Annotated in this window: 21 protein-coding genes; 11 read left to right on the top strand and 10 right to left on the bottom strand. The window is 42.0% G+C overall.

Annotation, left to right across the window (positions count from 1 at the left end):
• Positions 1-167 precede the first annotated feature (167 nt).
• Positions 168-1226, top strand: coding sequence for an acyltransferase (locus tag OCU87_RS07610; protein WP_062691072.1), 1059 nt, complete (start codon positions 168-170; stop codon positions 1224-1226).
• A 175-nt stretch (positions 1227-1401) separates the two neighbouring features.
• Here the strand turns inward: OCU87_RS07610 and OCU87_RS07605 are convergent, their stop codons facing one another.
• Positions 1402-2292 carry a putative PEP-binding protein gene (locus tag OCU87_RS07605; protein WP_261858157.1) on the bottom strand — a complete coding sequence of 297 codons (891 nt, stop codon included), beginning with the start codon at positions 2290-2292 and terminating at the stop codon, positions 1402-1404.
• Positions 2293-2586: 294 nt separating this feature from the next.
• On the opposite strand from OCU87_RS07605, the gene OCU87_RS07600 reads away from it, so the two are divergent.
• The 5 genes from OCU87_RS07600 to OCU87_RS07580 all read left to right on the top strand — a co-directional run bounded on the left by OCU87_RS07600 (position 2587) and on the right by OCU87_RS07580 (position 8164).
• Complete coding sequence (locus tag OCU87_RS07600) at positions 2587-3639, top strand: 3-deoxy-7-phosphoheptulonate synthase (protein WP_261858156.1); 1053 nt, start codon at positions 2587-2589, stop codon at positions 3637-3639.
• 60 nt (positions 3640-3699) lie between these two features.
• Complete coding sequence (locus tag OCU87_RS07595) at positions 3700-4182, top strand: YajQ family cyclic di-GMP-binding protein (protein ID WP_062691073.1); 483 nt, start codon at positions 3700-3702, stop codon at positions 4180-4182.
• An 852-nt stretch (positions 4183-5034) separates the two neighbouring features.
• Entirely contained in the window at positions 5035-6330 is a 1296-nt protein-coding gene (locus OCU87_RS07590; RefSeq protein ID WP_062691074.1) for a serine/threonine transporter, read from the top strand.
• A 266-nt stretch (positions 6331-6596) separates the two neighbouring features.
• Positions 6597-7214 carry a DNA-J related domain-containing protein gene (locus tag OCU87_RS07585; RefSeq protein WP_062691075.1) on the top strand — a complete coding sequence of 206 codons (618 nt, stop codon included), beginning with the start codon at positions 6597-6599 and terminating at the stop codon, positions 7212-7214.
• A gap of 110 nt (positions 7215-7324) precedes the next feature.
• Positions 7325-8164 carry a pirin family protein gene (locus OCU87_RS07580; RefSeq protein ID WP_261858155.1) on the top strand — a complete coding sequence of 280 codons (840 nt, stop codon included), beginning with the start codon at positions 7325-7327 and terminating at the stop codon, positions 8162-8164.
• A 133-nt stretch (positions 8165-8297) separates the two neighbouring features.
• Here OCU87_RS07580 and OCU87_RS07575 read toward each other — a convergent pair whose 3' ends face one another.
• The 4 genes from OCU87_RS07575 to OCU87_RS07560 form a co-directional block, all read right to left on the bottom strand.
• The gene (locus OCU87_RS07575; protein ID WP_261858154.1) at positions 8298-9392 is read right to left on the bottom strand and encodes a porin; all 1095 of its coding nucleotides are present in this window, start codon (positions 9390-9392) and stop codon (positions 8298-8300) included.
• A 237-nt stretch (positions 9393-9629) separates the two neighbouring features.
• Positions 9630-10124: a pilus assembly FimT family protein gene (locus OCU87_RS07570; RefSeq protein ID WP_261858153.1), complete on the bottom strand. Its 495-nt coding sequence runs from the start codon at positions 10122-10124 to the stop codon at positions 9630-9632.
• Positions 10125-10513: 389 nt separating this feature from the next.
• Positions 10514-10879, bottom strand: coding sequence for a helix-turn-helix domain-containing protein (locus OCU87_RS07565; protein ID WP_261858152.1), 366 nt, complete (start codon positions 10877-10879; stop codon positions 10514-10516).
• A 340-nt stretch (positions 10880-11219) separates the two neighbouring features.
• The gene (locus tag OCU87_RS07560; protein WP_261858151.1) at positions 11220-12947 is read right to left on the bottom strand and encodes a chitinase; all 1728 of its coding nucleotides are present in this window, start codon (positions 12945-12947) and stop codon (positions 11220-11222) included.
• Between the two features lie 422 nt (positions 12948-13369).
• Here OCU87_RS07560 and OCU87_RS07555 point away from each other — a divergent pair, with 422 nt between their 5' ends.
• Both OCU87_RS07555 and OCU87_RS07550 read left to right on the top strand, forming a co-directional pair.
• Positions 13370-13726, top strand: coding sequence for a hypothetical protein (locus OCU87_RS07555; RefSeq protein ID WP_062691081.1), 357 nt, complete (start codon positions 13370-13372; stop codon positions 13724-13726).
• 153 nt (positions 13727-13879) lie between these two features.
• Positions 13880-14323 carry a DUF411 domain-containing protein gene (locus OCU87_RS07550; protein WP_062691082.1) on the top strand — a complete coding sequence of 148 codons (444 nt, stop codon included), beginning with the start codon at positions 13880-13882 and terminating at the stop codon, positions 14321-14323.
• Between the two features lie 76 nt (positions 14324-14399).
• On the opposite strand, the gene OCU87_RS07545 is transcribed toward OCU87_RS07550, so the two are convergent.
• On the bottom strand, positions 14400-15371 hold the full coding sequence (locus OCU87_RS07545) for a hypothetical protein (protein WP_062691083.1): 972 nt from the start codon (positions 15369-15371) through the stop codon (positions 14400-14402).
• 178 nt (positions 15372-15549) lie between these two features.
• Here OCU87_RS07545 and OCU87_RS07540 point away from each other — a divergent pair, with 178 nt between their 5' ends.
• Positions 15550-16245, top strand: a complete 696-nt coding sequence (locus OCU87_RS07540) for a DUF2786 domain-containing protein (RefSeq protein ID WP_062691084.1) — start codon at positions 15550-15552, stop codon at positions 16243-16245.
• A gap of 236 nt (positions 16246-16481) precedes the next feature.
• Complete coding sequence (locus tag OCU87_RS07535; RefSeq protein WP_261858356.1) at positions 16482-17786, top strand: inosine/guanosine kinase; 1305 nt, start codon at positions 16482-16484, stop codon at positions 17784-17786.
• A gap of 125 nt (positions 17787-17911) precedes the next feature.
• Here OCU87_RS07535 and OCU87_RS07530 read toward each other — a convergent pair whose 3' ends face one another.
• From OCU87_RS07530 to hrpA, 3 genes are all read right to left on the bottom strand, one after another.
• Positions 17912-18214 carry a type II toxin-antitoxin system RelE/ParE family toxin gene (locus OCU87_RS07530; protein ID WP_261858150.1) on the bottom strand — a complete coding sequence of 101 codons (303 nt, stop codon included), beginning with the start codon at positions 18212-18214 and terminating at the stop codon, positions 17912-17914.
• Positions 18202-18459: a type II toxin-antitoxin system Phd/YefM family antitoxin gene (locus OCU87_RS07525; RefSeq protein WP_062691086.1), complete on the bottom strand. Its 258-nt coding sequence runs from the start codon at positions 18457-18459 to the stop codon at positions 18202-18204. Before OCU87_RS07525 ends, OCU87_RS07530 begins: the two co-directional genes overlap by 13 nt.
• A 227-nt stretch (positions 18460-18686) precedes the next feature.
• Positions 18687-22526, bottom strand: a complete 3840-nt coding sequence (gene hrpA, locus OCU87_RS07520; RefSeq protein ID WP_261858355.1) for an ATP-dependent RNA helicase HrpA — start codon at positions 22524-22526, stop codon at positions 18687-18689.
• A 330-nt stretch (positions 22527-22856) separates the two neighbouring features.
• Here hrpA and OCU87_RS07515 point away from each other — a divergent pair, with 330 nt between their 5' ends.
• Positions 22857-23306: a tellurite resistance TerB family protein gene (locus tag OCU87_RS07515; protein ID WP_261858149.1), complete on the top strand. Its 450-nt coding sequence runs from the start codon at positions 22857-22859 to the stop codon at positions 23304-23306.
• A 36-nt stretch (positions 23307-23342) separates the two neighbouring features.
• Here OCU87_RS07515 and OCU87_RS07510 read toward each other — a convergent pair whose 3' ends face one another.
• Complete coding sequence (locus tag OCU87_RS07510) at positions 23343-24095, bottom strand: hypothetical protein (RefSeq protein ID WP_261858148.1); 753 nt, start codon at positions 24093-24095, stop codon at positions 23343-23345.
• Positions 24096-24104 lie beyond the last annotated feature (9 nt).

Below are 24104 nucleotides of genomic sequence, written 5' to 3'. Positions count from 1 at the left end.
ACTAACATTATGCTGCTGTGCGAAAAATCGACTTCACTCACAACTCGACACATCATCTTCGTTATCTCGTCATTTCAATCAATTTTGCGTTTTATAAAACTAGTAATTTAAAGCGGATTCAGGATACTGACAGCCCTACTTTAATTCAGTTTTAATTGCATTACTTCATGAAAACGATAAGCCAACCGACTGTTTCAACCAAGATAATGAGTTTAGAATGGGGGCGAATAATTGCGCTCATCGCGATTATTACTATTCATGCAAAACCCTTTTCAACAACCCCGCTTTTTAATGGCGAACCTTGGCTCTCATTAGTATTAAATCAAGCGGGCCGCTTTGCAGTCCCCCTCTTCTTTTTATTAGCGGGTTATTTCATTGCACCTAAACTCATCAGCGCCCCGCTGCAGACACTCAAACGCTATAGCTTACCTCTTTTAAAAGTGTGGTTTTTTTGGAGTATTATTTACCTACTTGCACCTTACAACTTAACACTACTGCTTGAACAAGGTTATCTTGCTGAGCGTGAGGGTTATTGGCAATTTTTATTGAGCACGCCTTTGAACACCCTTTTTGAAGGTGGACTAGTTCACCTTTGGTATGTTCCAGCATTAATTTGTGCAACAGCAATAATTGCCGTCTTAAATCAGTATCAAAAAGTAGCACTGTTATTACCAATAGCTATCATCTTATACATGTATGGTTTAGCTGCTGGTAGTTACCAGCCAATCTTCGGACTAGAAGCCCCAATATTCACTCGTAATGGTCCATTCTTTAGCTGCTTACTGGTCGCAATCGGCTTTGAAATACGTCGTGTAAATTGGCGCTGTGAGTTTAATATTGCAATGCTGATGGCTGCACTTGGTATGGCTATGCACTTCACTGAAGCGCGTTATTTATTACATTATGATATGCCATTTAATACCCATGACTTTTTAATTGGCACACCTATTTGGGCGGTGGGATTATTTATGATGTTATTAAAAAAGCCCAATTTCGGTGGAAAAAGGACTGTAATTAGAAATTCGATTTTGCATACAAGTAAAGATGTACTTGGCGTTTACCTTATCCACTTACTGATTATTATTTATGTATTCAACATTGCGACTATGCTAAGCATTGAAAGTATTTGGTTAGATATTATGATTGTGCCGCTTGTGTTCTTTCTATCTTTACTTATTACCCGTGGTATTGAGAGAACACCTTTACGTCATCTATTATTGCGTTAATACCAATTAGGGTAAGTCAGGGCTCAGGCTCTTGCGCAGATAACAATCCGTTCCTTAGCTGAATTGGCATAACAAGGCTGATCCAACATAGCTTACTGTGACGAATAACAAGAAGAAAAAAAGCGACCAAGGTTACCTTGGTCGCTTCAATGTCGTTTTAATATTAACGTTTACGCTACGCTTTTGCTTTGATGACGGTTGCTATGTCTTGCTCGTGTAGCCAACGAACCAACTTTGGTGAATCATCAAGATGGCGACTAATTAATTCACATGGCTTACCCGCTTTTTTAGCGGCTTTCAAAGCTTGACGCAGTAACGTCAGTACCGCTTCGTTTTGCTCATCGTACAAATACGTTAACGCTTCATGTTCTGGATCTAATGCCAAGGTGAATTGCGCCAACACATCAATATCCACCACCATGCCATCAAAATACTGCAAAAACGTTTCGGCTAATAGAGCATTAGCAGGCAGCTCGGCCAGGATATGCACTTTTAGCCCTTGGGCACCACGGCATAAGCCCTGCTCTGCCAGTAAATCAATAATGGTTGCCGCCTCGCTGAACGTGCGTACAAACGGGATCACCAACTCTATGTTCTGGCATTCTTTCCCTAAACGAGCACGCTTTATCGCCTCACAATCCAGTGCAAAACTTTTTCTATGGGCATTATTTGCATAGCGAGACACACCACGTAAGCCCATTGCAGGGTTAGTTTCTGCTGGTTCTAATTCGCAACCTACACGATTAAGGCGTGATGATGATTCGACACCAGAAAGTGCAACCCGTAATGGCTGACCATTTTGATGTTTAGCAGCTTGTAACAATATATTCGTCAGCTCAGTGACGTAATATTCCGCAGGAGGAAGATCACCGCACGCTGCAACGATCGATGCTTGGTCTTCTTGCGTCAGAGACGATGTTAAAGCATAAGCATACGGATGAAATGAGTAATGTTGCTTTACAATATCATCCAGTGAGAACAAGCCTATGGTATCAGATTGATCGAGTTGACTGGCTTGAGTAAACACTACCGAGGTAGCAATAACAGACTGAGCAGGGTTAGTCATAAGGCTCTAATTTCACTCCTATCTTCCATGACGAAAACAAAATAAACACATTGGCAACATGCCGCATAAGGCTTCTTTTATCAAGAAATATTGAAAGGTTTTATTTACCTTATCTATTCTATAGTGAGATAGCTCAATAACGTTTAGTTAGCAATGCGTTGTCGATTCGTAACAAACCGATGCATTTTTATGGAAAAACCTATGACATATCACATGTTTGGTTTATTCCTGTTGGCTTTTGGGCTATCTTAACGCGTCGTTAATTTAAGAGATACCAAGGTAGGCGCACGTATTATGCCAATGAAAACCGATGAACTCCGCACCGTTAGCTTAGGAGCTATGCCCGCTCCTGCTGAAGTTGAAGCGGCCTACCCAATTACGGATGATATTGCTGAGCACGTTGCTCAATGTCGTCGACAAGTTGAAGATATCCTCACAGGTAAAGATTCTCGTCTTTTGGTTATTGTTGGTCCATGTTCGGTGCATGATACCGAGGCTGCAATGGACTATGCTCAACGCCTGGCAGATCTTCAAGACCAATATAGAGATGAACTTTGTATTGTGATGCGTACGTACTTTGAAAAACCACGTACTGTTGTAGGTTGGAAAGGCTTAGTCTCTGATCCCCATTTAGATGGCAGCCTTGATTTAGTCACTGGCCTCTATAAAGCCCGCAAACTGCTTGTTGATATCAATAAGCTTGGCCTTGCAACGGCAACAGAATTCCTTGATATGATCACTGGCCAATATTTGGCAGATCTTATCTCTTGGGGTGCCATTGGTGCACGAACCACAGAATCTCAAATCCATCGTGAAATGGCATCTGCCCTTTCTTGCCCTGTCGGTTTTAAGAACGGCACTGATGGCAACATCAAAATTGCGGTTGATGCGATTCGCGCAACACGTGAGTCTCATATTTTCTGCTCGCCAGCAAAAGATGGTCAAATGACTATCTACCGCACATCAGGCAATCCACACGGTCATATTATTCTACGCGGTGGTAACGAGCCGAACTATAAAGCCTCTGATATCGCACAATCATGTCAAACGCTTGAAAGCTTCGAGTTACCGCCACGATTAGTGGTTGATTTCAGCCATGGCAATTGCCAGAAACAACACCGCCTCCAACTCAATGTCGCCGAAGACATTTGTACACAAATTCGTAATGGCAGCACATCTATCGCTGGTATTATGGCGGAAAGTTTTATTGTTGAAGGTAACCAAGCGGTTAACTCTTGCAAACTAGATGAGCTCACATACGGTCAGTCGATTACTGATCCATGCATCAGTTGGGAAGACACAACAACAATGCTTGATATGCTTGCAGACGCAGTAAAACATAAGTAAAAGTATTAAAATTAAGGGCGAGTCCCTTTTAGTTAACTAAATAAGATTAGGATTATACACATGCCATCTTTTGATATTATTTCTGAAGTTGATCTAGTAGAAGTAAGAAATGCTGTCGATAACTCAGCGCGCGAAGTTGAAACTCGTTTTGATTTCCGTGGTGTAGACGCAAGTATCAAACTAGAAAAAGAGGCGGTTAAAATCACCACTGAATCTGACTTCCAACTTAGCCAGTTGGTCAGCATTCTACGTAGTAACCTTGCCAAGCGTTATGTTGATGCACAGTCAATGGATCAGCAAGCAACAACGCGTACTGGTAAATCGTTCTCTTGTGTTGTTGAATTCAAGCAAGGTGTTGATCAAACTATCTCGAAGAAAGTAGTTAAGTTGATCAAAGATGCCAAACTAAAAGTTCAAGCATCTATCCAAGGCGATAAAGTACGTGTTACTGGTAAAAAACGCGATGATCTTCAGGCAGCAATGGCAGCCATTCGAGCTGAAGAGCTAGGCCAACCACTACAGTTTGATAATTTCCGCGACTAAAAGCTGAAATAGATTCATACGTTAAAAATGCGCAGGCCTAAAAGCCTGCGCGTTTTTTTATTCGGCAAAGCAAGCTTCCAAAAAATACATTCCATTGCTAAAAGAATAAGCAGCCACTGGATAATTTTAACGATTAGCCATTTTAATCTGCAGTAAAGTTGTCATATCCCCCTATTCATTACCACAATTTATCATTTGCAACCTGCCTGTTTTTTGGTCAATTCAACGAGATTGATCCAAGTTACACCTCGGTGAAAACTGAGTAACCTAAGCGTATCAATATCGATTTCAGTGCACTTTAAATAAAAAACACATTTCATATTTTTTTATTCATTGTCATAAACTCACTCAAAAAGAATAAATTCCAAACTTATCGACCAAATATAAACCAGACGAGCAAATATCATTTGTTATACAATTGATATTTTTTATTCAAACGATACAGAACTTGTCAGAAATCAATAGTTGTAACACAGCTAATCCCCTATACTCCTTCCCGTCATCAGGGTTTCATTAGTATTTATAAGGTTTTAATTAGAGATACACGCACACATTGGCATTAGCAGTTTTTTTGGCCGTATGGATACGCTCGTTAGACCTAGGAACCGTCGCTTGTTTAGCTTTGTGAATTATCTTAATTCACGCTCGTTATGCAATATCACCCATCTGCTTCTCTCTTGTCTGTACAGTACGTACTGCACGGCAATGTTCACTGCTTGTTATCATTCGTCCTCGACGAAACATGGATGCATTACTTTTTCTAGTCCAACTCATCAATTGGGCAGTTATGAGTATCACTAGCGAAAACCCTTTGAAGGCTATATCAATATACCTATAAAGGAGATGTCCATAATGGGCACTGTGAAAAACAATACTGTTGACTCTTCATCTGTAAACAGCTCTGAGAAACTTGGCTGGAGCAAAAGCGATACTATTTGGGTGCTTGGCCTATTTGGTACTGCTGTAGGTGCTGGTACGCTTTTCTTACCAATTAACGCAGGTGTGGGTGGTTTAATCCCGCTTATCGTTATGACTTTGCTTGCATTGCCAATGACCTACTTCGCGCACCGTGGCATGACACGCTTTGTACTTTCAAGCTCTAACCCAGGTGCCGATATTACTGAAGTGGTTGAAGAACACTTTGGTGCTGGTATGGGTAAAGTAATCACTTTGCTTTACTTCTTCGCTATCTACCCAATTCTATTGGTATACAGCGTTGCACTGACTAACACTGTTGAAAGCTTCATGGTTAACCAGCTTGGTATGGTTCCACCAGCACGTGCGATTCTTGCGCTTGTATTGATCATCGGCCTAATGGCTGTTGTTCGTCTTGGTGAGCAACTGATCATCAAAGCGATGAGCATACTGGTATTCCCATTTGTTGCTGTTCTACTAATGCTTGCACTTTACCTTGTTCCTTACTGGAACGGTGCTATTTTCGAACAAGTAATGCCTGCTGAAGGTGGCTTCACGACTATCCTTATGGCTGTGTGGTTAATCCTGCCTGTAATGGTATTCTCGTTCAACCACTCTCCTGTTATCTCTTCTTTCGCTGTTGCGAAACAAAAAGAGTACGGTGAGCAAGCAGAAAAACAATGTTCACGCATCCTGATTCGTGCACACGTTATGATGGTTGTGGTAGTTATGTTCTTCGTATTCAGCTGTGTGCTGAGCCTTTCGCCTGCAAACCTTGCAGAAGCTAAAGCGCAGAACGTTTCAATCCTAACGTACCTATCTAACCACTTTGAAGCACCAACTATTGCTTACGTAGCCCCTGTTGTTGCTATCATTGCGATTACTAAATCGTTCCTTGGTCACTACCTAGGCGCAAGTGAAGGTCTTAATGGCCTAGTGGTTAAACTAGCACGTGACCGTAATAAAGAAATTGGCCCTAAAAAGCTAAACACTTTCACTGCACTATTTATGCTACTGACTACATGGGCTGTTGCAACTATCAACCCAAGTATTTTAGGTATGATTGAAAGCCTTGGTGGCCCTATCATCGCGATGATTCTTTTCATCATGCCGATGTATGCTATCAACAAAGTACCATCAATGCGTAAATACTCAGGCGCACTGAGCAATGTCTTTATAACCATCATTGGTCTAGTTTCTATCTCTGCAATTTTCTACTCTCTTGCACAGTAAGATTTAAGACAACCGATACTAAGGCCATCATTTGATGGCCTTTTTTGTAGCCAAATTTCAGTAATCGTTATCAGAGAAAAGCACAACTCTGCTAAAGTAATACCAATACCGCTAATTAACTAAGCAGAATAGTGCGAAGGAAAAACACTTAGAACCAAGCATAGATTGCAGTTAGCGAGTTGCTCTACCTACAAAATCTATAATGCCGCTATCAGTGATTTTAACCAGCAAAGTAGAACATAGAATAATTAATAAGAAGAGCGTTTATGCAGATTGAACAGCATTCCGAATATGACAATCCACTCATTTGGCCGATGATATCTATCTTGAAACATCAACCTAAAGGCTGGATGATCCATACCCTATCAGAAGAATTAAAACAGCGTGGTATTTGGTCTCAACTCGATGATGACGCAGATAAAGACCTGTTCAAGCGTAACTTCCTGCTGATGAACGCCCTTTACCAACTGCAAGAAATGTTACTCCCTAAGCAATGGCTACAAGCTCATGCGATGGATATTTGCTTAATGCCCAATATGAATTCAGCAGATAACGCGATTGATACTGATGACCCACTCCGTAGTTACTATTTAGATTGGGCAAACTACAACGCTGATAGTGATACGATTCAAGCGTTACTTTCCTCTTTTTGGCGACGCTATCAAGATCATATTGGTCATCAAGAAAGTGAAATCACCTTATTACGTGCTCGCCCGGAAGATCTCGCTTTATTTGAGTTACCTGCCGACGCCACACCGCAGCAAATACGTAAACAATGGCGTAAGCTCGCGCTACGCTGGCACCCAGATCGACCAACAGGTGATGCGGCTCAGTTTCGTGCCATTTGCGAGGCTTGGCAGCGATTACAATTATCTTCGACTTGATCAATCATTCAAATTTTTAGAACAAGCTGTTCGTCTTAGCCCTCTTTTCGCCAACCTGTGCTGCACCTACACTCTCAATATGAATTACATCGCGACTCGAGGGAGTAGATATGGCCTACCGAACAGTTAATCAAATTCTTAAATCACACCCATCATCAGATGGAGACGGTGTGCGTATCCAGCGTGTGCATGGTTTTGAAAACCCACATTTCAGCCCTTTCTTAATGATTGATGAGCTCAAGTCACTCTCACCTGATGATTATATTGGTGGCTTTCCTCCCCACCCACACCGCGGTATTGAAACGTTAACCTATATGCTCAGCGGTCATTTTCAGCATAAAGATCACCTCGGTAATACGGGAGAGTTACGAGATGGCGGCGCGCAGTGGATGTCTGCAGGTAAAGGCATTGTACACAGTGAAATGCCAATGATGTCTAATGAACAGCTACACGGTTTTCAAATTTGGATTAACTTGCCTGCGTCTAAAAAAATGCAGGAACCGCAATATCACGATTTTCAATCTGATGTGATTATTGAAAAACAGCTCAGCGACAATAGTCTGATCCGCGTCATCGCAGGTGATCTCACTATTCATGGGGAAACGCTCGCTGGGCCATTACAGCAAACTGGTGTGCCTCTTACCGTCGCAGACTGGCAAGCTGACAATAATGTGCAAATCCAAGCATGCCTAAACCCAGATTTCCAAGCCATGTTATACGTCTATCAAGGCGAAATAACCGTAGATGGCCTTTCTGTTCAACAAGGTCAATTAGCCTTGCTATCTAACGGGGAAAGCTTAGCTATTACCTCTCACGGACACTGTGGTGTTTTATTACTGGCAGGTACACCGATAGATGAACCTGTTGTTCACTACGGCCCGTTTGTGATGAACAGTATGGATGAGATAAATCAAGCCGTTGAAGATTACCAAAATGGCACATTCGTTTGATGGTAAACAGCTATCACTTTGTATTAAAGAGCGAGTAGTTTACTTTCGTAACCGAATCAAACTCAATCAAAAAAGCCCTCACATCAACGTTGAGGGCTTAATCATCACTTCAAGGTAAAGTGCTTAGCAAATATTAAAACGAGTAGACGAAGTTGAAACCACCGCCGTTGTCTGTTTTGCTTGAATCAGCATTAAATTCATTCAGTTTGTTTTGCTTCGCTTCAAACGTCAGAATCGTTTCTGGCGTAAATGAGTAAGCAAGGCCTAGCGCGTACACTTGACGGTCACCGCTAATACCACGAGCATCTTCTTTAAAGTTCACGTTAGACGCATAAGCAAATGGACGGAAACCTGATTCAAATACGTAATGCGCATACACATCGAACGCATCTGCGTCAGCCCACTCAGCAGTACTAGCACCACCTAATAGACCTGCTTTATGGATTTTTTCACCCTTGGTGTAAGCTGTCGCCACTTTCAAACCGCCACGCACATATTGACCGCCAACCGTTGTCGCTGTTTGCTTATCGCCATCTTTCAGGCCATTGACGCCAACGGTATTATCAACGCTCACCTTGTTTTCAAGGTAGGCCGCACCAAGGCTTAAACCGAAATCAAAATCATAGCTGGTTGATGCTGCAATGTTATGGTCACGTTTTACAGTAGTTGTAGCAGCCGAATCCGCTTCACCTGTACTGGTAAAGCCGTAGTGTGCAGAAACGTTCAAGCCATCTTTGCTGTAGCGGTATGCCGCCAAGTTATCACCACGCCCTGTCGCAGCAAATCCACCATCCGTACCTTCAGAGTAAATCGGTGTCGCATCTGGATCGATGATAACCATGTTATCCATGTAGCGCGCTACATCGTGGTACGCAGACCATTGTTTACCAAAACGTAGGCTGCCCAAAGCATCATTTTTGACTGTCACATAACCTAAGCGATTACGGAAGTTCGACTTACCTGATGATGGCGAATTAAGGAATTGGTCCCACTCTAGCTTTGCATCAATACTGGTATCTGCGGTTAATTGACGCTCAAAACCAAAGTTTAAAATACTACGGCCAGCAGAGAAAATTTCATCATCACCCCATTTAGGTTGAAATGCATCAAGTACAAATACACCACCTACATCAAATGTAGTCTGATCATCTTCATAAACAGTGATTGCAGACGCTTGGCCCGCTAATAAAAGGGTTGGGATCAATACTGCTGATAGTTTTAATTTCATTATTTAACAACTTCTAATGATAAATGTAATAATAGCTCTAAGTGCAAAACTAAAGTAACAGATCAAAAACCAAATTGTAATGGTGAACTAGTACAAAATTGCACTTTTTTTACTCTCATTCTCTCATTTTCAAAGTCAGCTAGCGGTTTAGCTTGTCATTAGAAGTAAAAATAAAACCCTACAAGTAAAATACCGCAACGCTTATTGCTCATTTATTAAGCTTCCCAGAGTAATTATTTAGCATTCATCAGATATTACCTCTACGCTAACCGTTGTCAGCGTGTTCTTAACTAAAACAAAGCACCTTTTAGCATTATCACTCATTAGATCTCTTGCCGTATTAAATATATTACTTAGTCCAAACCTAAGAGTCTGCTCTTTTTCATCTCCTGAATTGATACCATAAAACCATTCATCCAAATTAACATGTAGTAGCTGATCTACACTCATTCCCTGCCAGACCGGGTACCCATAACGAACCCAGACTGATACGTTATTCTTCCTATCTATTAACAACCTATGCTCTGGAAGCTTTTCTACTCCTTCAATGGCAGCTTTACCAAAAATCTGTTCATTCGCCGTCAGAACGGAAGCTTTGAGCCCATTCATCGCTGCAACACGACTATCCACTTGAATAGAAATAAACCTCGGCCACGCAATTACACTTAATGTACTAAATAACACTATGACAATAATTAATTCAATAAGGGTAAAGCCATTTTCTTTATTCATATTCATCACATATATTCGCGCACTTAAAACAAGTATTAATTTAATGAGCACAAATACGGAATATATACATACTACTTAAAATAACCCCTTAGATTAAATAGTAGCAATGCATTTAAAGCGATATCAACTAGATGAATGAATATAAAACAATAATATTGATGTTTATCGTGCGAAGGGGAATATCGGATAAAGCAGCATGTAATCATGACGGTGTAAATGTAACTAATTACTACAAGATAGAATGAATTTAGCCCTGTATTATCCGATTTATAGTAATGAGTGAGGAGTTAATAATCAATAGCTTCGTCTATTCTCATTGTGAACAAATAAACCCCTACTCTGAATAAAGAGAATAAGGGCTGTTATGAAAAAGTAGCGGAGAGAATGATCTATTGGACGGTTGTTTCACTTGAGCCATGCTCATACTCAACAATCAGCTGATTACCGCTATAGCGTACATTGCGTATTTCGCCATCTAGAATAAAGCGGTTGGTAAGTAGTACACTGCCACTGTTTGCGCTACCCATATTTTTACGTAACGAAGGGAGCGTTAGCAAAGGATCGACACCAATAAAATCACAAAACTGATTAACGAACTTATGCTCTAAAGGCAGCTTTCCTCGTAAGATATCGGAAAAAACCAACTGACTCATGCCCAGTTTTTTTGCCATTTCAATCTGCGTCACTCGCATTTTTGCTTTATAGCTCATCCATGTGTCATGTAATATTTGTTGATCTTCTTCTGTGTATTGCATCCCAAATTCCTGCCGCGTTTAAGCCGTTGGCTTCATCTATAGTGACTGATTATTATTAACTCTGTACTTAGTTCATCTTGAAAAAATACAGCTGTGTCGGTTAACGCACTTAGGTATTAAAACCGATAGACCACCAGCGAATGTCAGCGCAACGTGAGGCTTGCGGGCTTCTTGCTCCTAAACAAGAAGGAAATCATGACAAAATGTATCAATGATTACTTTGCAACTCTCCTGCCTCATTTTTAATCAGAGAACCCAATAAGAAAGCAGCTTTAAACTCAGTTTAAAGCTGCTTTGTTTTTCTACTCAATCCAGTGGTAGTTATCAGACCGAGTAAGCGTTATTTACACACTTCTTCAATCCAGAACCAATTCGATGCCGTTGGTGTTTCCCACACGCCAGGATTATTCTTGGCAGCAAAACACTTATTTGAATTAGTCACTTTGTCACCATTTGACACTTTAGTTACACCTGCTTGCCACTGAATATAATCACCCGGCGTTGGATCGGGTGTAGGGTCAGGTGTTGGATCTGGCGTCGGGTCAGGAGTTGGATCCGGGGTTGGATCTGGCGTCGGATCTGGGGTTGGTGTTGAACCACATGAAATTTCATCCCAGAACCAATTTGATTGGGTTGGTGTATCCCAAGTACCTGGGTTATTTTTAGCAGTAAAGCATTTGCTTTGGTAAATAACTTGATCACCATTGTTCACTTGAGTTTTACCTGGCACCCAAGGAATAAATTCACCTGGAGTCGGATCTGGACCCGGCTTTGGTGGTTCTGGCTCTAAGTTATCCACTACACGCACTTCAGGCCAACTTGCATGTGATTCGTATAAGTTAGTCACACACTTCTCATAATCACCAGCAACCAATGCCGAATAAGCCGTTTGGAAACCCACTAACGAACATTCAAACGAGAACCCTTCAGGGCGATCTGCATAGTACTTCCAGTTACCATCCCAGTTGGTATATAACACATCAGTTGCACCATTAAGGTTTAAGCTACCGTAAGGTGTTTGCTGCCAACAGGTATTGGTTTCATCTGCTTCAATTGGAATTTGGTAATGCGAAGATAAACCTTCCCAATAACGAATTCGATTAACAGGCTGGCCTTTATCTTTGTTTTGCTCACCACATTCGATACCACCATTAATCACGTTGATTGTGGTACCAAACCCATAACCAATGCCTGCATCTTTTTCTCGCTGTGAAGGTGTCCAAGTACGATCAATAACATGCAACATGGCGGGTTTTGGTGCTTGAGGCGTTAAGAAGAACCAAATAGCAGAAGCGAGGTTAAGCCAAGAGTCGGCAACTAACCCAGGGTTATTCAATAGTACACTTGCATCGCCATCGTACATGACTTCAGAAAATGCGCCGTAGTTAAAATGATAAGAGAGCTGTTTCGCGCCACGGCCAAAATACCCTTGCCCTACAGCACATGGCCATTTTTTATTTTGCCAATCATTCTGACCACAGCCAGTGGTATATCCAACTTGACCTTCTGACCACCCCATTTCACGAACATGTACCAATGCTTGCTGCCACTCTTCCAAACCCAGAGGATTATCCCAGTGGTTATCTTTTGCAATGTGCCCACCCGTTTCCTGTGCAAAATGCGCAAATGCAGTCACGATAGATTTTTTACAAATCGCATCTGAATTTCGTCCATCAGTGTAGTCACCACAAAAAGCAGGGAATTTACCTATCGCACGTAAGAAACGCGTATACGTATATTCTGGTGCTGCCATTTTGGTCAGGAAATCCCACTCAGCATAAGGAAAAACACGTTCCGCACGTTTCACATTTACTGGGTTGGTTGCTAAGCCAGGCTCAATAGCTTCGACTTGAACATTGGGTAAAGTACGTAAAGCTTGCGCCCACACACCGTACATAGGATCTGCAGTTTTAGTATTCTCGACTGCTTGTACGTCGGCACGAGAAATAATATAACCCGTTGGATTTTGTGGGTCGGGTTGAATATTCATTGCATGAACACTTGCTGTAAAGCTACTTGCCGCAAGGCTACAGCCCACAAGTAGGGTAAGATGTTTCAGTTTAGTCATTAGATTAAATCCTTTTTATATCGACGCTGTATTGAGTGATACTTAGAATCTATGTCGTTACCTGTCGGAAAAATAAAGATAAATCGCTATTATCAGTGCGATAAATACACTTATATTTTCTAACCTTCACTAAGGATAATCCGCTAACTTACAACTTGTTTATAAACCCGAAAAAAGAATCTAATTTTTAGGGTGACATCAAATCAACTGGTGTCAGAATACAAGAGGTTACAATCAGGAATGGAAGCATAGTCCACGTTAATTCGTACGCTGTTCCAACGCGAGTGCATCAACGAATAATGCGTTGCAATAAAACGCATTTTACGGGCCTATTTTAATTCTCATAACAATTACCTTCCTAAACACAAAAACACACGTATAATTCACTGTATTCCATCATCATTATTCAACAGGAGCGCAATATGAAACAACTTAACCGTTTTATATGCCAGTGGGTTATCGCAGCCCTTCTGCTCTCCTTCTTGCCGCTTGCGGCAAACGCTTCTGTTATTATGAATAATCCCATGTCAGCACATAACATCGATAGCTGCTGTAACGATAAGATGATGCAACAATCTCACTGCATGTCGATGCAAGACGATGGTGAATCAAAAGCAAGCTGCCAAAATAGTGACTGCCATTCTGCGGCAGCCTCTGCCATTTTATTCGCCCATCAATTAACAATGGCGACAATGGCAGGTAGCCATAATTATGGTGACCCTATTAGCCAGCTATTCAGCTACTCCGAACGTATTCTACGGCCTCCCGTGCAAGCTTAAATCAATTCTAACGTCATAACTGCGGTGTTCATTTTGCTCACAGCAGGCTTTAGCAGCACAAAAATCAGGCTGCTACTTATTTATTGATTTATGCCCCTTCTGTTTATCAGATGATTAATCGAACGGGTATTAGATGTCACATTTGGAGTTACCATGAAATTTTCACGTTTAGTTGCCCTACCTCTACTTATTGCTAGTTCTTTCTCAATGGCCGAAGTTATTCAAGGCACAAACTATCAATCTCCGTATTGTGGCTGTTGTGGCGCATGGGTTGAGCACATGGAAGAAAATGGCTTTGACTTAGATGTTGTTAAAACAGCTGAAATGACACCGATTAAAATTAAACTCGGTCTACAACCAGCATTAGCCTCTTGTCACACAGCGCAAATCGACGGTTACACCTTTGAAGGTCATGTACCAGCAGAAGACATTAAGCGCTTTTTAGCAGAAAAACCTCAGCGCATGATTGGTTTAACGGTACCAGGAATGCCGATTGGATCACCTGGTATGGAACAAGGCTCAACTAAGCAGCCATTTGAAGTGTTGGCGTTCGATAAGAACGGTAAGACCATGGTTTGGGCCCGCCACAATCAATAACTGATTAGCGCCGAACAAAACGCCCAGCATTGCTGGGCGTTTTTAATTATCGCTAATCATCGTGATTTATCAACGGCTAAAAACGTTCAAATAACTCACGGTTTGGGTCTTCCTGTTCAGCCCATTGTGGGTCTGTTTCCCGCTTTTCTAAATAGATCTGCAAACCATTAAAATACGTGAAAGCGACCACTTCAGAATCTTGTGAAAAATGCTCAAAAAACGCATCTTCTTGATCTGCAAGTTTTTGCAAGGTATCGATTTCTCGTTCTAACGCCCATTGAATGGCATACGATGAAATTTGGGTACGATAAAGAATGAGCTCTTTAATCTCTTTGATTGCGAAAGAGCGAGATAATACTGCCCCCTTGTTCACAGCAGCTACAGAGTCGTTAGCCACTTCTTCGGCTAACAGCGCTTTTAAACTCTCTAAACTTGCTTTGATTTGTGCGTCTGAATAACCGTAAGAGGTCTTACAAAAACGCAAAGCATAGGCCATTTTACTTCGCCCTACGAGCTCCACTACTTGCTCTAAATATGGCTGAGGAATGCCATATTTTAATGCTAGCTGCTGCACGGCATGGTTTAGCCCTGTATAAAAAATACCATCAAATTCAAATTGGAATACATTCGTTATACCCGCGACAGGTATTCCATCAATGCTGATAGGCCAGCCTTGGTAGTTCACGCGTTCTTTGGCAATCTCGAACATTGCCCATGCGCTCTCGCGGAAACCTTCTAGTGCTTTGCCTTCAAACTCGCAATCTTCCAGTTCTTCTTTTGTCCAATTCACCCCAATTTGTAAATGCTTTGCGTAGCGCTTATGTAATTGCTCTTTCACTCGATCACGGAGTAAATCTAAGCTACTAACTTTTATTGATTTACAACTTGATAAGCACTCCTGGCAACACGGCAACATAAGTGGGTACTCTTGATGCTCATAATTGGGCGATGGCATGAACCCGAACGACTCAAAGTAGGGTTCACCACAAAACCAGCAGGTATGGCGATAATTAAAAGGTACATCGATTGACTGATAATGGTCTGTCATAAGAATATCTGCACTTGCGCCATTGGCGATATATAACGTTATAGACGCATTATGCTAAGCCTTTGCGGTTTCCTCAAGCCAATGAACATCACGTCTTCCTATTTGACGAAAATTTTCTCTGAAATTTCACGCAAAAACAGTTAAAATACGTCCCCCGTTTTATAGTGAGTGTGATTGAATGTCTGAAAATAAGCGAAAAGCACTGAAAAAAATTGCTAAATGCTTAGAGCTTGGTAACTCTGCCAACGTCAATGAGGCCGCACAAGCCATTCGCATGGCTCACCGCCTGATGTTGAAGTACGGCTTAGACAAAGACGATGTTGAATTCATCAAAATGGGTAAAACCAAAAGTAAAACGCTATTACCCAGTAATGTTAACCCACAGATTCTTAAAATTATCCGTGGTATTAACCGCCGCTTTGGCGTGGAATGTGTGTTAACAAACTATAAAGGGCTAAAAGAAGCTGAGTTTATCGGTGTTGCAGAACGCGCCATTTTTGCCGCATTTGCATTTGATATTGTTTACCGTGAAATGAACCAGCAAACGGGGCAATTTCGCAATAGCTTTGCCGGTACAGGGGCAAGCTCAGGCGAAGTTACCCGCCGTGTATCATCTTTCCTTGCAGGTTGGTTAGAGGGCGCATTAGAGAAACTTCCTGTTTTAAGTTCTAACGATGATCACGAACAGCGTCTAAGCAACTATATCGATAAAGAATTCGAAAACATCGATCGTGAAACCTTCAAGCAACAGCTTCAAGAAGCGATGAAAGGCATCACCGATGATTATGAAAAAGGCATGAAGAAAGGCCGCAGTATCTCGGTAAACCGCCCTGTTGATGGCAGCCGCCCTGCTGAAAAGCTGCTACTCGAATAATTAGTATTACAGAGCATCAGATGTATTAACCGACATCTGATGCTTGTTCTTTCTATTTGTTTCCTCTTGCATTTCTATTTTTATACACACCCGCCCCCAAAACGTGATCCACGTCGATTAAAAAAGAGCCATTAGGCACCTTTTTGTCATTACTTTGTGATGAAAACGGTTGTTTCTTTTGTTTCTGTGGTAGACTCAAATCAAAATCCCCCAAACAAAATAGCCTTTACTACAGCATGAAATTTCCTGGTCAGCGTAAGTCAAAGCATTACTTCCCAGTCAATGCCCGCGATCCATTAATGGCTCAAATTCAACAAGAAAATCCACTTGCTCGCGCACACATTGTTGGCGTTGGTCAAACCATTGTTGATATTGAAGCACGTGTTGATGATGAGTTTTTGGCTCGTCATTCTCTGAGTAAAGGCCACTCGTTGGTTCTTGATCAAGATAAAGCTGAATTGCTTTACGAAGAACTCAAAGAGCATAACCTTATCAGCCACGAGTACCCTGGCGATACCATAGGTAATACCCTACATAACTACTCTGTATTAGCCGATGACAAGTCAATTTTACTGGGTGTAATGAGCAAAGACCTGAAAATTGGTTCTTACGCTTACCGCTACCTATGTAATACATCTAGCCGTATGGACTTAGATTATTTACAGCCTGTCGATGGTCCAATTGGTCGCTGCTACACCCTTATCACTGAAGATGGCGAACGTACGTTTGCAATCAATGAAGGTGATATGAATCAACTTCGTCCAGACAGCATCCCTGAGTGCGCATTTGAAAATGCAGCCGCTTTAGTGCTTTCATCTTACCTTGTGCGCGGTAAACCAACCGACCCAATGAAAGATGCCGCACTACGTGCTATCGAATTTGCTAAAAAACATAACGTACCTGTCGTTCTTACACTTGGCACAAAATATGTGATCGAAGATAAAAAAGAATGGTGGATTGAGTTCTTAAAAGAACACGTTACTTGTGTAGCAATGAACGAAGAAGAAGGTGAAGCCCTAACTGGCGAGAAAGATCCACTATTAGCTGCTGACAAAGCACTTGAGTGGGTTGATATGGTGTTATGTACTGCAGGCCCTGTTGGCTTGTACATGGCTGGCTACACTGAAGATGAATTAAAGCGTGAGTCTACTCACCCACTGCTTCCTGGCCAAATTGCCGAATTCAATAAATACGAATTCAGCCGCCCTATGCGTAAAGCAGATTGTGTGAAACCACTACGTGTTTACTCGCACATTGCACCATACCTAGGTGGTCCGGTGGAAATCAAAAACACCAACGGTGCTGGTGATGCCGCGCTATCTGCATTACTGCACGATATGTCTGCTAACGGCTTCCATAAAGCGAATGTGCCGAATTCATCTAAGCACCAAGCTGAGTTCTTGGCTTACTCTTCATTCTCGCAAATCTGTCGCTACTCTAATCGAGTAAGCTACGAGGTGCTAACCCAGCACGCTCCTCGCCTATCTCGCGGCCTACCAGAGCGTGAAGACTGCCTAAAAGAAGATTACTGGGAACGTTAATCCCCGCATCTTAGCAAGATCATCAATAGACTTAAAACGGAGCTCATGCTCCGTTTTTTGTATTAGCAAAACGCCACACATTGCGCATAACTATTGAACAGTTTATAGCCGCTCAGTCCTAAAGATCATTGCTTACTCAACAGGAACTTTCGCAAATCTCTTTCTACGCGCATAACAAACAGAATAAATACTTTGTCACCGCCTTGCTTATAGAAAATACGGCATGGATTAACGACAACTTCACGGTAATTTAGATATTCTAGTTCAGGTGGAATACGCCCAGACTCAGGAAAAGCCTCTAGACGCTCAACTTTAGAGAAGATCGTTTGAACCAATTGTTTTGCAGCTACGACGTTTTCAAGTGCGATGTATTCAGCTATATCATTGAGATCGGATAACGCTGGTTCAGTCCAGATTAATTCAGCCATTTTGACATTTTGTCCTTGGCTTCTTCGTGAGTAACAACTTTACCGTCTGCTAACGCACGTTCCCCTCGCGCAATACCCTCAAGAATTGCCAAACGGTTTTGCATAAACTCGTAATCATCCACATCGACTAAATATGCAGATGGTTTACCGTGTTCGGTAATTAATACTGGCTCTTTAGTGTCGTGGAGCTCGGAGAGGATCTTAGTTGCTTGACGCTTCAGCGAGGTGACTAGTTCTACTTTCATAAGAGCTGCTCCAAAAGAATTCTAAAGTGATACTATTCTATCACTTTTAGTATATCAAGCAGCATGCGTGCCGCAGCTATTATCTGAAACTAGGCTAACACTAAAATGTTATTACAGACTTGTTCATTGCACAGATGAACGAGCGATCAATCTTAACCCATAAAAAAACCGAAGCCTCATTACTAAGGTTTCGGTTCTTATTTTATTGCCCGCGTTTTAGCTTCGCATTAACACTCGTTAATTGCGTTACGTACACGCTTATCAGAAACTGGGTATGGTGTCCCTAACTGCTGAGCAAAGTAACTCACACGCAGTTCTTCTATCATCCAGCGGATCTCTTTGACCTGATCAGGCACTGGCTGCCCTTTCGGTATCTTGTTCAAGAGTTCTTTGTAATCGCTCACTACCGAATCAATTTTCAGGATATGAACGCGGTCTTTGTTTGGATCAATCGGCAACTTCTCCATGCGGCGTTCAATCGCACGCATGTAACGAAGAATATCAGGCAGACGTTTCCAACCACATTCAGTTGCAAAACCTTTGAAGATCAAGCCATCAATTTGTGCTTTGATATCAGATAAGGCAAACGCCATCGTCAGATCAACACGGCCTTTTAAGCGCTTATTGATAGAGAAAGCCATGGTTAGAATTTCTTCCACTTGCTTCGCCACATCAACAACCGTGTCACCAAGTTCAGCGCGAATGAATTCTTTGGTTGCTTCAAATTTCTCTGGCTCCCAAACAAGTCCACCTTGCTGCTCTAACAGCTTATCAATACCACAAGCGATACAGTCATCAATCAAATCTAACACCCGACCGTATGGGTTAAAGTACAAACCTAACTTTGACTTATTCGGCAAGTTCGCATGTAAGTATTTAATCGGCGATGGCACGTTCAGTAAGACTAAACGGCGTAGACCTTGCTGCATCACCGTTTGCTGTTCTTCTTGTGTTTCAAACAACTTGATACCGACAGAATCTTTATTATCCACCAACGCAGGGAAAGCTTTCACTTCAAAGCCGCCACGTTTTTGCTGATAACGTTCAGGCAGTGCACCAAAGCTCCACGTTTTTAAGCCTTCTTGCTCGATGTCATCATCTGCGACTTGCGATAAGGTTTCTTGCACCTTATCTTTCAGGCTTTCTTTCAATCCAAATAAATCTTTGCTTTCTTTTAGCTTACGGTTGCGGTGATCAACACTGCGGTACGTAATCTTCAAGTGATCAGGTACTTGCTCTGGTTTCCAGTCTTCACGCAGTACTGTCACGCCCGTCATGCGTTTCAGCTCTTTCTCAAGCGCATCAAGTAGTGGCATTGACTGCGCTTCTACACGAGATAAAAACGCATCAGCGTAGTTTGGTGCTGGTACGAAGCTGCGACGGATTGGCTTAGGTAACGACTTAATCAATGCAATCACAAGCTCTGGGCGTAGACCTGGGATCTGCCAGTCAAAGCCGTCAGGCTCAACTTGGTTTAAGATAGGCAATGGAATGTGAACTGTCACACCGTCGTTATCTTCACCCGGTTCAAACTGGTAGCTTAGCTTCAGTTTTAGCCCGCCCTGATGCCAGAAGTTCGGGTAATCCAAATCTGTAACATGGCTTGCATCACCTCTGAACAACATTTCTCGTTCAAAGTTAAGCAGCTCATTATTTTCTTTCGAAGTCGCCTTCCACCACGTATCAAAGTGACGACCTGAAACAACCGTGTGTTCAATACGCTGATCGTAGAATTCAAACAGCTGATCATCATCAATTAAAATATCGCGACGACGGGATTTATGCTCAAGTTCTTCTACTTCACGTAATAGTTTACGGTTTTGATGGAAAAACTTGTGCTTGGTGTCCCAATCACCTTCGACTAACGCTGAACGCGTAAAAATCTCTCGAGAGACTTGTGCGTCAATGCGTCCGTAATTCACTTTACGTTTGCCAACAACAGGGATCCCGTAAAGCATCACTTTTTCAAAGGCAAAGACAGCAGCTTGTTTCTTTTCCCAATGAGGTTCACTGTAGCTACGTTTGATCAAATGTTGTGCTAGTGGTTCAAGCCATTCAGGCTGAATTTTAGCTGCAACACGCCCCCACAAACGTGAGGTTTCAACCAACTCAGCAACCATCACCCATTTTGGCTGTTTCTTGAAAATCCCAGAGCCAGGGAAGATGTTAAAGCGTGCATTACGAGCACCTTGGTATTCATTTTTCTCAGGATCTTTCAAACCAATGTGCGACAACATACCCGCCAGTAGTGCCGTATGAACACCTTGGTAGCTGGCTTCTTGTTCGTTAATTCTGAAATCAAGCTCTTTCACTACCTGAGATACTTGGTAGTAAATATCTTGCCATTCACGCACACGCAGGTAGTTCAGGTAGTCTTTTTTACACTGGCGACGGAACTGGTTACCCGATAATTCTTTCTGCTGTTCTTGTATGTAATTCCATAGATTTACATAACTTATAAAATCAGATTCTTTGTCATTAAAGCGGCTGTGTTTCTCATCAGATGCTTGCTTCTTATCTGACGGACGCTCACGCGGGTCTTGAATAGATAAAGCACAGGCGATGATCATTACCTCACGAAGCGCACCTTGTTTTGGCGCTTCAAGCACCATACGCGCTAAACGTGGATCAATCGGCAGCCGTGCTAACTGACGACCCAGTTGCGTTAAACGCTTACGCGGATCGGTCGCTTTATTATTGATTGCACCCAGTTCGTCAAGCAGGCGAATACCATCTTGGATATTGCGGTTATCTGGCGCTTCAACAAATGGGAAGGCTTGAATATCACCCAAGCCAATCGCGGTCATCTGTAAAATAACAGACGCTAAATTCGTACGCAGAATTTCCGGGTCGGTAAACTCAGGGCGAGATAAGAAATCTTCTTCCGAGTAAAGACGAATACAGATACCTTCCTGCACACGACCACAACGACCCTTACGCTGATTCGCACTCGCTTGCGAGATAGCTTCAATTGGAAGACGCTGTACCTTAGTACGGTAACTATAACGGCTAATACGCGCAGTACCCGGATCGATAACGTACTTAATACCCGGTACTGTTAACGATGTTTCTGCCACGTTGGTAGATAAAACAATACGTCGGCCAGAATGCGATTGGAATACACGGTTTTGCTCATTAGCAGACAAACGGGCATACAAAGGCAAGACTTCTGTGTCACGCAGATTACGTTTTTCTAGCGCATCGGCGGTATCACGAATTTCACGCTCACCGTTCATGAAGATCAGGATGTCCCCTAGCCCTTCATCGCACAGTTCATCAACCGCATCAAAAATAGCCTGAAGCTGATCACGATCTGTATCATCGCCATCTTCAGTAATTGGGCGGTAACGTGTTTCTACAGGGTAAGTTCGACCCGATACTTCAATGATAGGCGCATCAAGAAAGTGCTTAGAAAAACGTTCTGGATCGATGGTTGCCGACGTGATGATCACTTTCAAGTCTGGGCGCTTAGGCAGCAATTCGCGTAAGTAACCCATGATGAAATCGATATTCAGACTACGCTCATGCGCTTCATCGATAATGATGGTGTCGTATTGGCTTAAGAAGCGATCGTTTTGGATCTCTGCCAGCAAGATACCATCGGTCATTAGTTTTACTTGGCTACGATCAGACACCTGATCGTTAAAGCGAACTTTATAACCGACGTATGAGCCCAACTCACATTGGAGTTCTTCTGCAATACGTGCGGCAACAGTACGTGCAGCAAGTCGACGAGGCTGAGTATGACCAATCATGCCTGATGCGCCACGGCCTAACTCTAAACAGATTTTAGGTAGCTGCGTGGTTTTACCCGAACCAGTTTCACCCGCCACAATAACCACTTGGTTATGTTTAATGGCTTCTGCAATGTCATCTTTTTTCTGACTAACAGGGAGTAGTTCTGGGTATGAAATTGTTGGACGCTGCGTTTGACGCATCTGAACAATTTGCATTGATTTGGCTATATCGAGAGCGATCTCATCAAAAACGGTATGCTTGGCTTTTTCATTTTTAATTCTGGCCGCGCCTTGGATACGTTTCTGTAGACGGAAACGGTCGCGCATCATGCAATCTTTGATCGCCGCTTTTAGCGTTTTTTCATTATTTAAAACGCTTGAAGAGGTGTTGTTATCCTGACTCAAGGGATTTCCTGATTCTGAACACGAAAAAAACTGGCGCGATTCTACCACATTTGAGCAAAGGTCTGTTCATCTTCACGAACAATTACCTTCAACGTAAGGGATTTATCTGGAAATTTTGATGTCCGATAACCATGCAACTATTATGAAAAATGAAAGTTAAGCTTGTGACGGAGTGCAAAAAAGGACATCTTAACCTGATTACATCTACGACGTTTGCTCACCTCACAACACAATTAAAAGAATAGAGAGATTGCTATGTTCAAACAGTTACGTGTTTTATTTCGCCAAGTTATGCATGAGGGAACAGATGGTGGTGCAGTCGATACCCCGTCTATGCACCTTGCTATGGCATCGTTGTTGTGTGAAGTCGCGAATGCTGACCACGAAATTGATCCTCGTGAAGAACAAGCAAAAGCACACTTGCTCACCATGCTGCTGGAGATTAATGAAGCGGAAGCAGCCAGTCTACTCAAAGAGGCCACGGTTAAAAGCAAAGCGTCTGTGTCCTTGTATGAATTTACAACTAAGCTTCGTGAACTCTTGCCAGAGCAGCGTTACTCCTTAATTGAAGCAATGTGGGAAGTCGCGTACGCCGATGGTGTCATCGACCCACAAGAAGAAGCCGTGATCAGACAAGTCGCCGAGCTTATCTATATCGATCACTCTTTGTTTATTAAAGCGAAGTTAGCGGCAAAAAAAATATAATGAAAACCACCCGATATATCGGGTGGTTTTTAAATACTAAAATAGGACTCGTCTAAACGTACTTACGATATCGTTAAAATAACAGTTATCACTCAAGTATAAATCTAACTTTTGATCATAAAAGTCGTCACATTCAGGTCTATTGAGTTTAGACGTGGCCAAAGAGTATAAATCAAGCCTAAAACGAACTCTTGTCGCAAATCTAAAAAAATGACCTTCAGAAGAATAAGCAATAGGGTTATATACAACCGCTATATATTTTGCATCTTCTTGCAAAACATTTCCAATTAAGCGAATAGGATTTTCGTCTACTTTAACAATACGATCATAATTTTCATCATTAAAACTAAATGCCTCAATAATACCAATGTAGCTTTCGGACCAAAGCGTTGACTCTATCGTCAATAAAGCATATTTATCCTTTGGGATTTCTAACAAAAATGCATAGCTATATTTGAGGCTATTCAAATATTTGTTATTGTCAATCGATGGTAACATAAACTTAGAATAATATGCTTGAGCATTTATATACTTTTCATTTAATTTCAAAGATGACAATCTAGATTCAATTACATATCCATTCTTTGTGTTTTGCACCACAACAAATGGACCAGAATCAATTACATTTTCATCCCAAAAAGGAAGCTTATTAAATTTAATTTCTTTAGTAGCAGAGCCATTGTAATCAACAGCATTACCAGCCAAAGACAAGCAATTGAAAAGTAACAAAAAAACGAAAGTAATAGCTCTATTTAAAATAGATAGTTTACATACCATAGTAACAATCACCAACTCCTC

This window comes from Photobacterium sanguinicancri (assembly GCF_024346675.1).
Taxonomy (GTDB): domain Bacteria; phylum Pseudomonadota; class Gammaproteobacteria; order Enterobacterales; family Vibrionaceae; genus Photobacterium; species Photobacterium sanguinicancri.
The sequence above is the reverse complement of the archived record's forward strand: the minus strand, read 5'-3'. Positions and strand labels throughout refer to the sequence as shown.

Coding starts and splice junctions, on each gene's coding strand:
- OCU87_RS07610 (WP_062691072.1), top strand. CDS start 168: ATGAAAACGATAAGCCAACCGACTGTTTCAACCAAGATAATGAGTTTA.
- OCU87_RS07605 (WP_261858157.1), bottom strand. CDS start 2,292: ATGACTAACCCTGCTCAGTCTGTTATTGCTACCTCGGTAGTGTTTACT.
- OCU87_RS07600 (WP_261858156.1), top strand. CDS start 2,587: ATGCCAATGAAAACCGATGAACTCCGCACCGTTAGCTTAGGAGCTATG.
- OCU87_RS07595 (WP_062691073.1), top strand. CDS start 3,700: ATGCCATCTTTTGATATTATTTCTGAAGTTGATCTAGTAGAAGTAAGA.
- OCU87_RS07590 (WP_062691074.1), top strand. CDS start 5,035: ATGGGCACTGTGAAAAACAATACTGTTGACTCTTCATCTGTAAACAGC.
- OCU87_RS07585 (WP_062691075.1), top strand. CDS start 6,597: ATGCAGATTGAACAGCATTCCGAATATGACAATCCACTCATTTGGCCG.
- OCU87_RS07580 (WP_261858155.1), top strand. CDS start 7,325: ATGGCCTACCGAACAGTTAATCAAATTCTTAAATCACACCCATCATCA.
- OCU87_RS07575 (WP_261858154.1), bottom strand. CDS start 9,392: ATGAAATTAAAACTATCAGCAGTATTGATCCCAACCCTTTTATTAGCG.
- OCU87_RS07570 (WP_261858153.1), bottom strand. CDS start 10,124: ATGAATAAAGAAAATGGCTTTACCCTTATTGAATTAATTATTGTCATA.
- OCU87_RS07565 (WP_261858152.1), bottom strand. CDS start 10,879: ATGCAATACACAGAAGAAGATCAACAAATATTACATGACACATGGATG.
- OCU87_RS07560 (WP_261858151.1), bottom strand. CDS start 12,947: ATGACTAAACTGAAACATCTTACCCTACTTGTGGGCTGTAGCCTTGCG.
- OCU87_RS07555 (WP_062691081.1), top strand. CDS start 13,370: ATGAAACAACTTAACCGTTTTATATGCCAGTGGGTTATCGCAGCCCTT.
- OCU87_RS07550 (WP_062691082.1), top strand. CDS start 13,880: ATGAAATTTTCACGTTTAGTTGCCCTACCTCTACTTATTGCTAGTTCT.
- OCU87_RS07545 (WP_062691083.1), bottom strand. CDS start 15,371: ATGACAGACCATTATCAGTCAATCGATGTACCTTTTAATTATCGCCAT.
- OCU87_RS07540 (WP_062691084.1), top strand. CDS start 15,550: ATGTCTGAAAATAAGCGAAAAGCACTGAAAAAAATTGCTAAATGCTTA.
- OCU87_RS07535 (WP_261858356.1), top strand. CDS start 16,482: ATGAAATTTCCTGGTCAGCGTAAGTCAAAGCATTACTTCCCAGTCAAT.
- OCU87_RS07530 (WP_261858150.1), bottom strand. CDS start 18,214: ATGGCTGAATTAATCTGGACTGAACCAGCGTTATCCGATCTCAATGAT.
- OCU87_RS07525 (WP_062691086.1), bottom strand. CDS start 18,459: ATGAAAGTAGAACTAGTCACCTCGCTGAAGCGTCAAGCAACTAAGATC.
- hrpA (WP_261858355.1), bottom strand. CDS start 22,526: ATGATGCGCGACCGTTTCCGTCTACAGAAACGTATCCAAGGCGCGGCC.
- OCU87_RS07515 (WP_261858149.1), top strand. CDS start 22,857: ATGTTCAAACAGTTACGTGTTTTATTTCGCCAAGTTATGCATGAGGGA.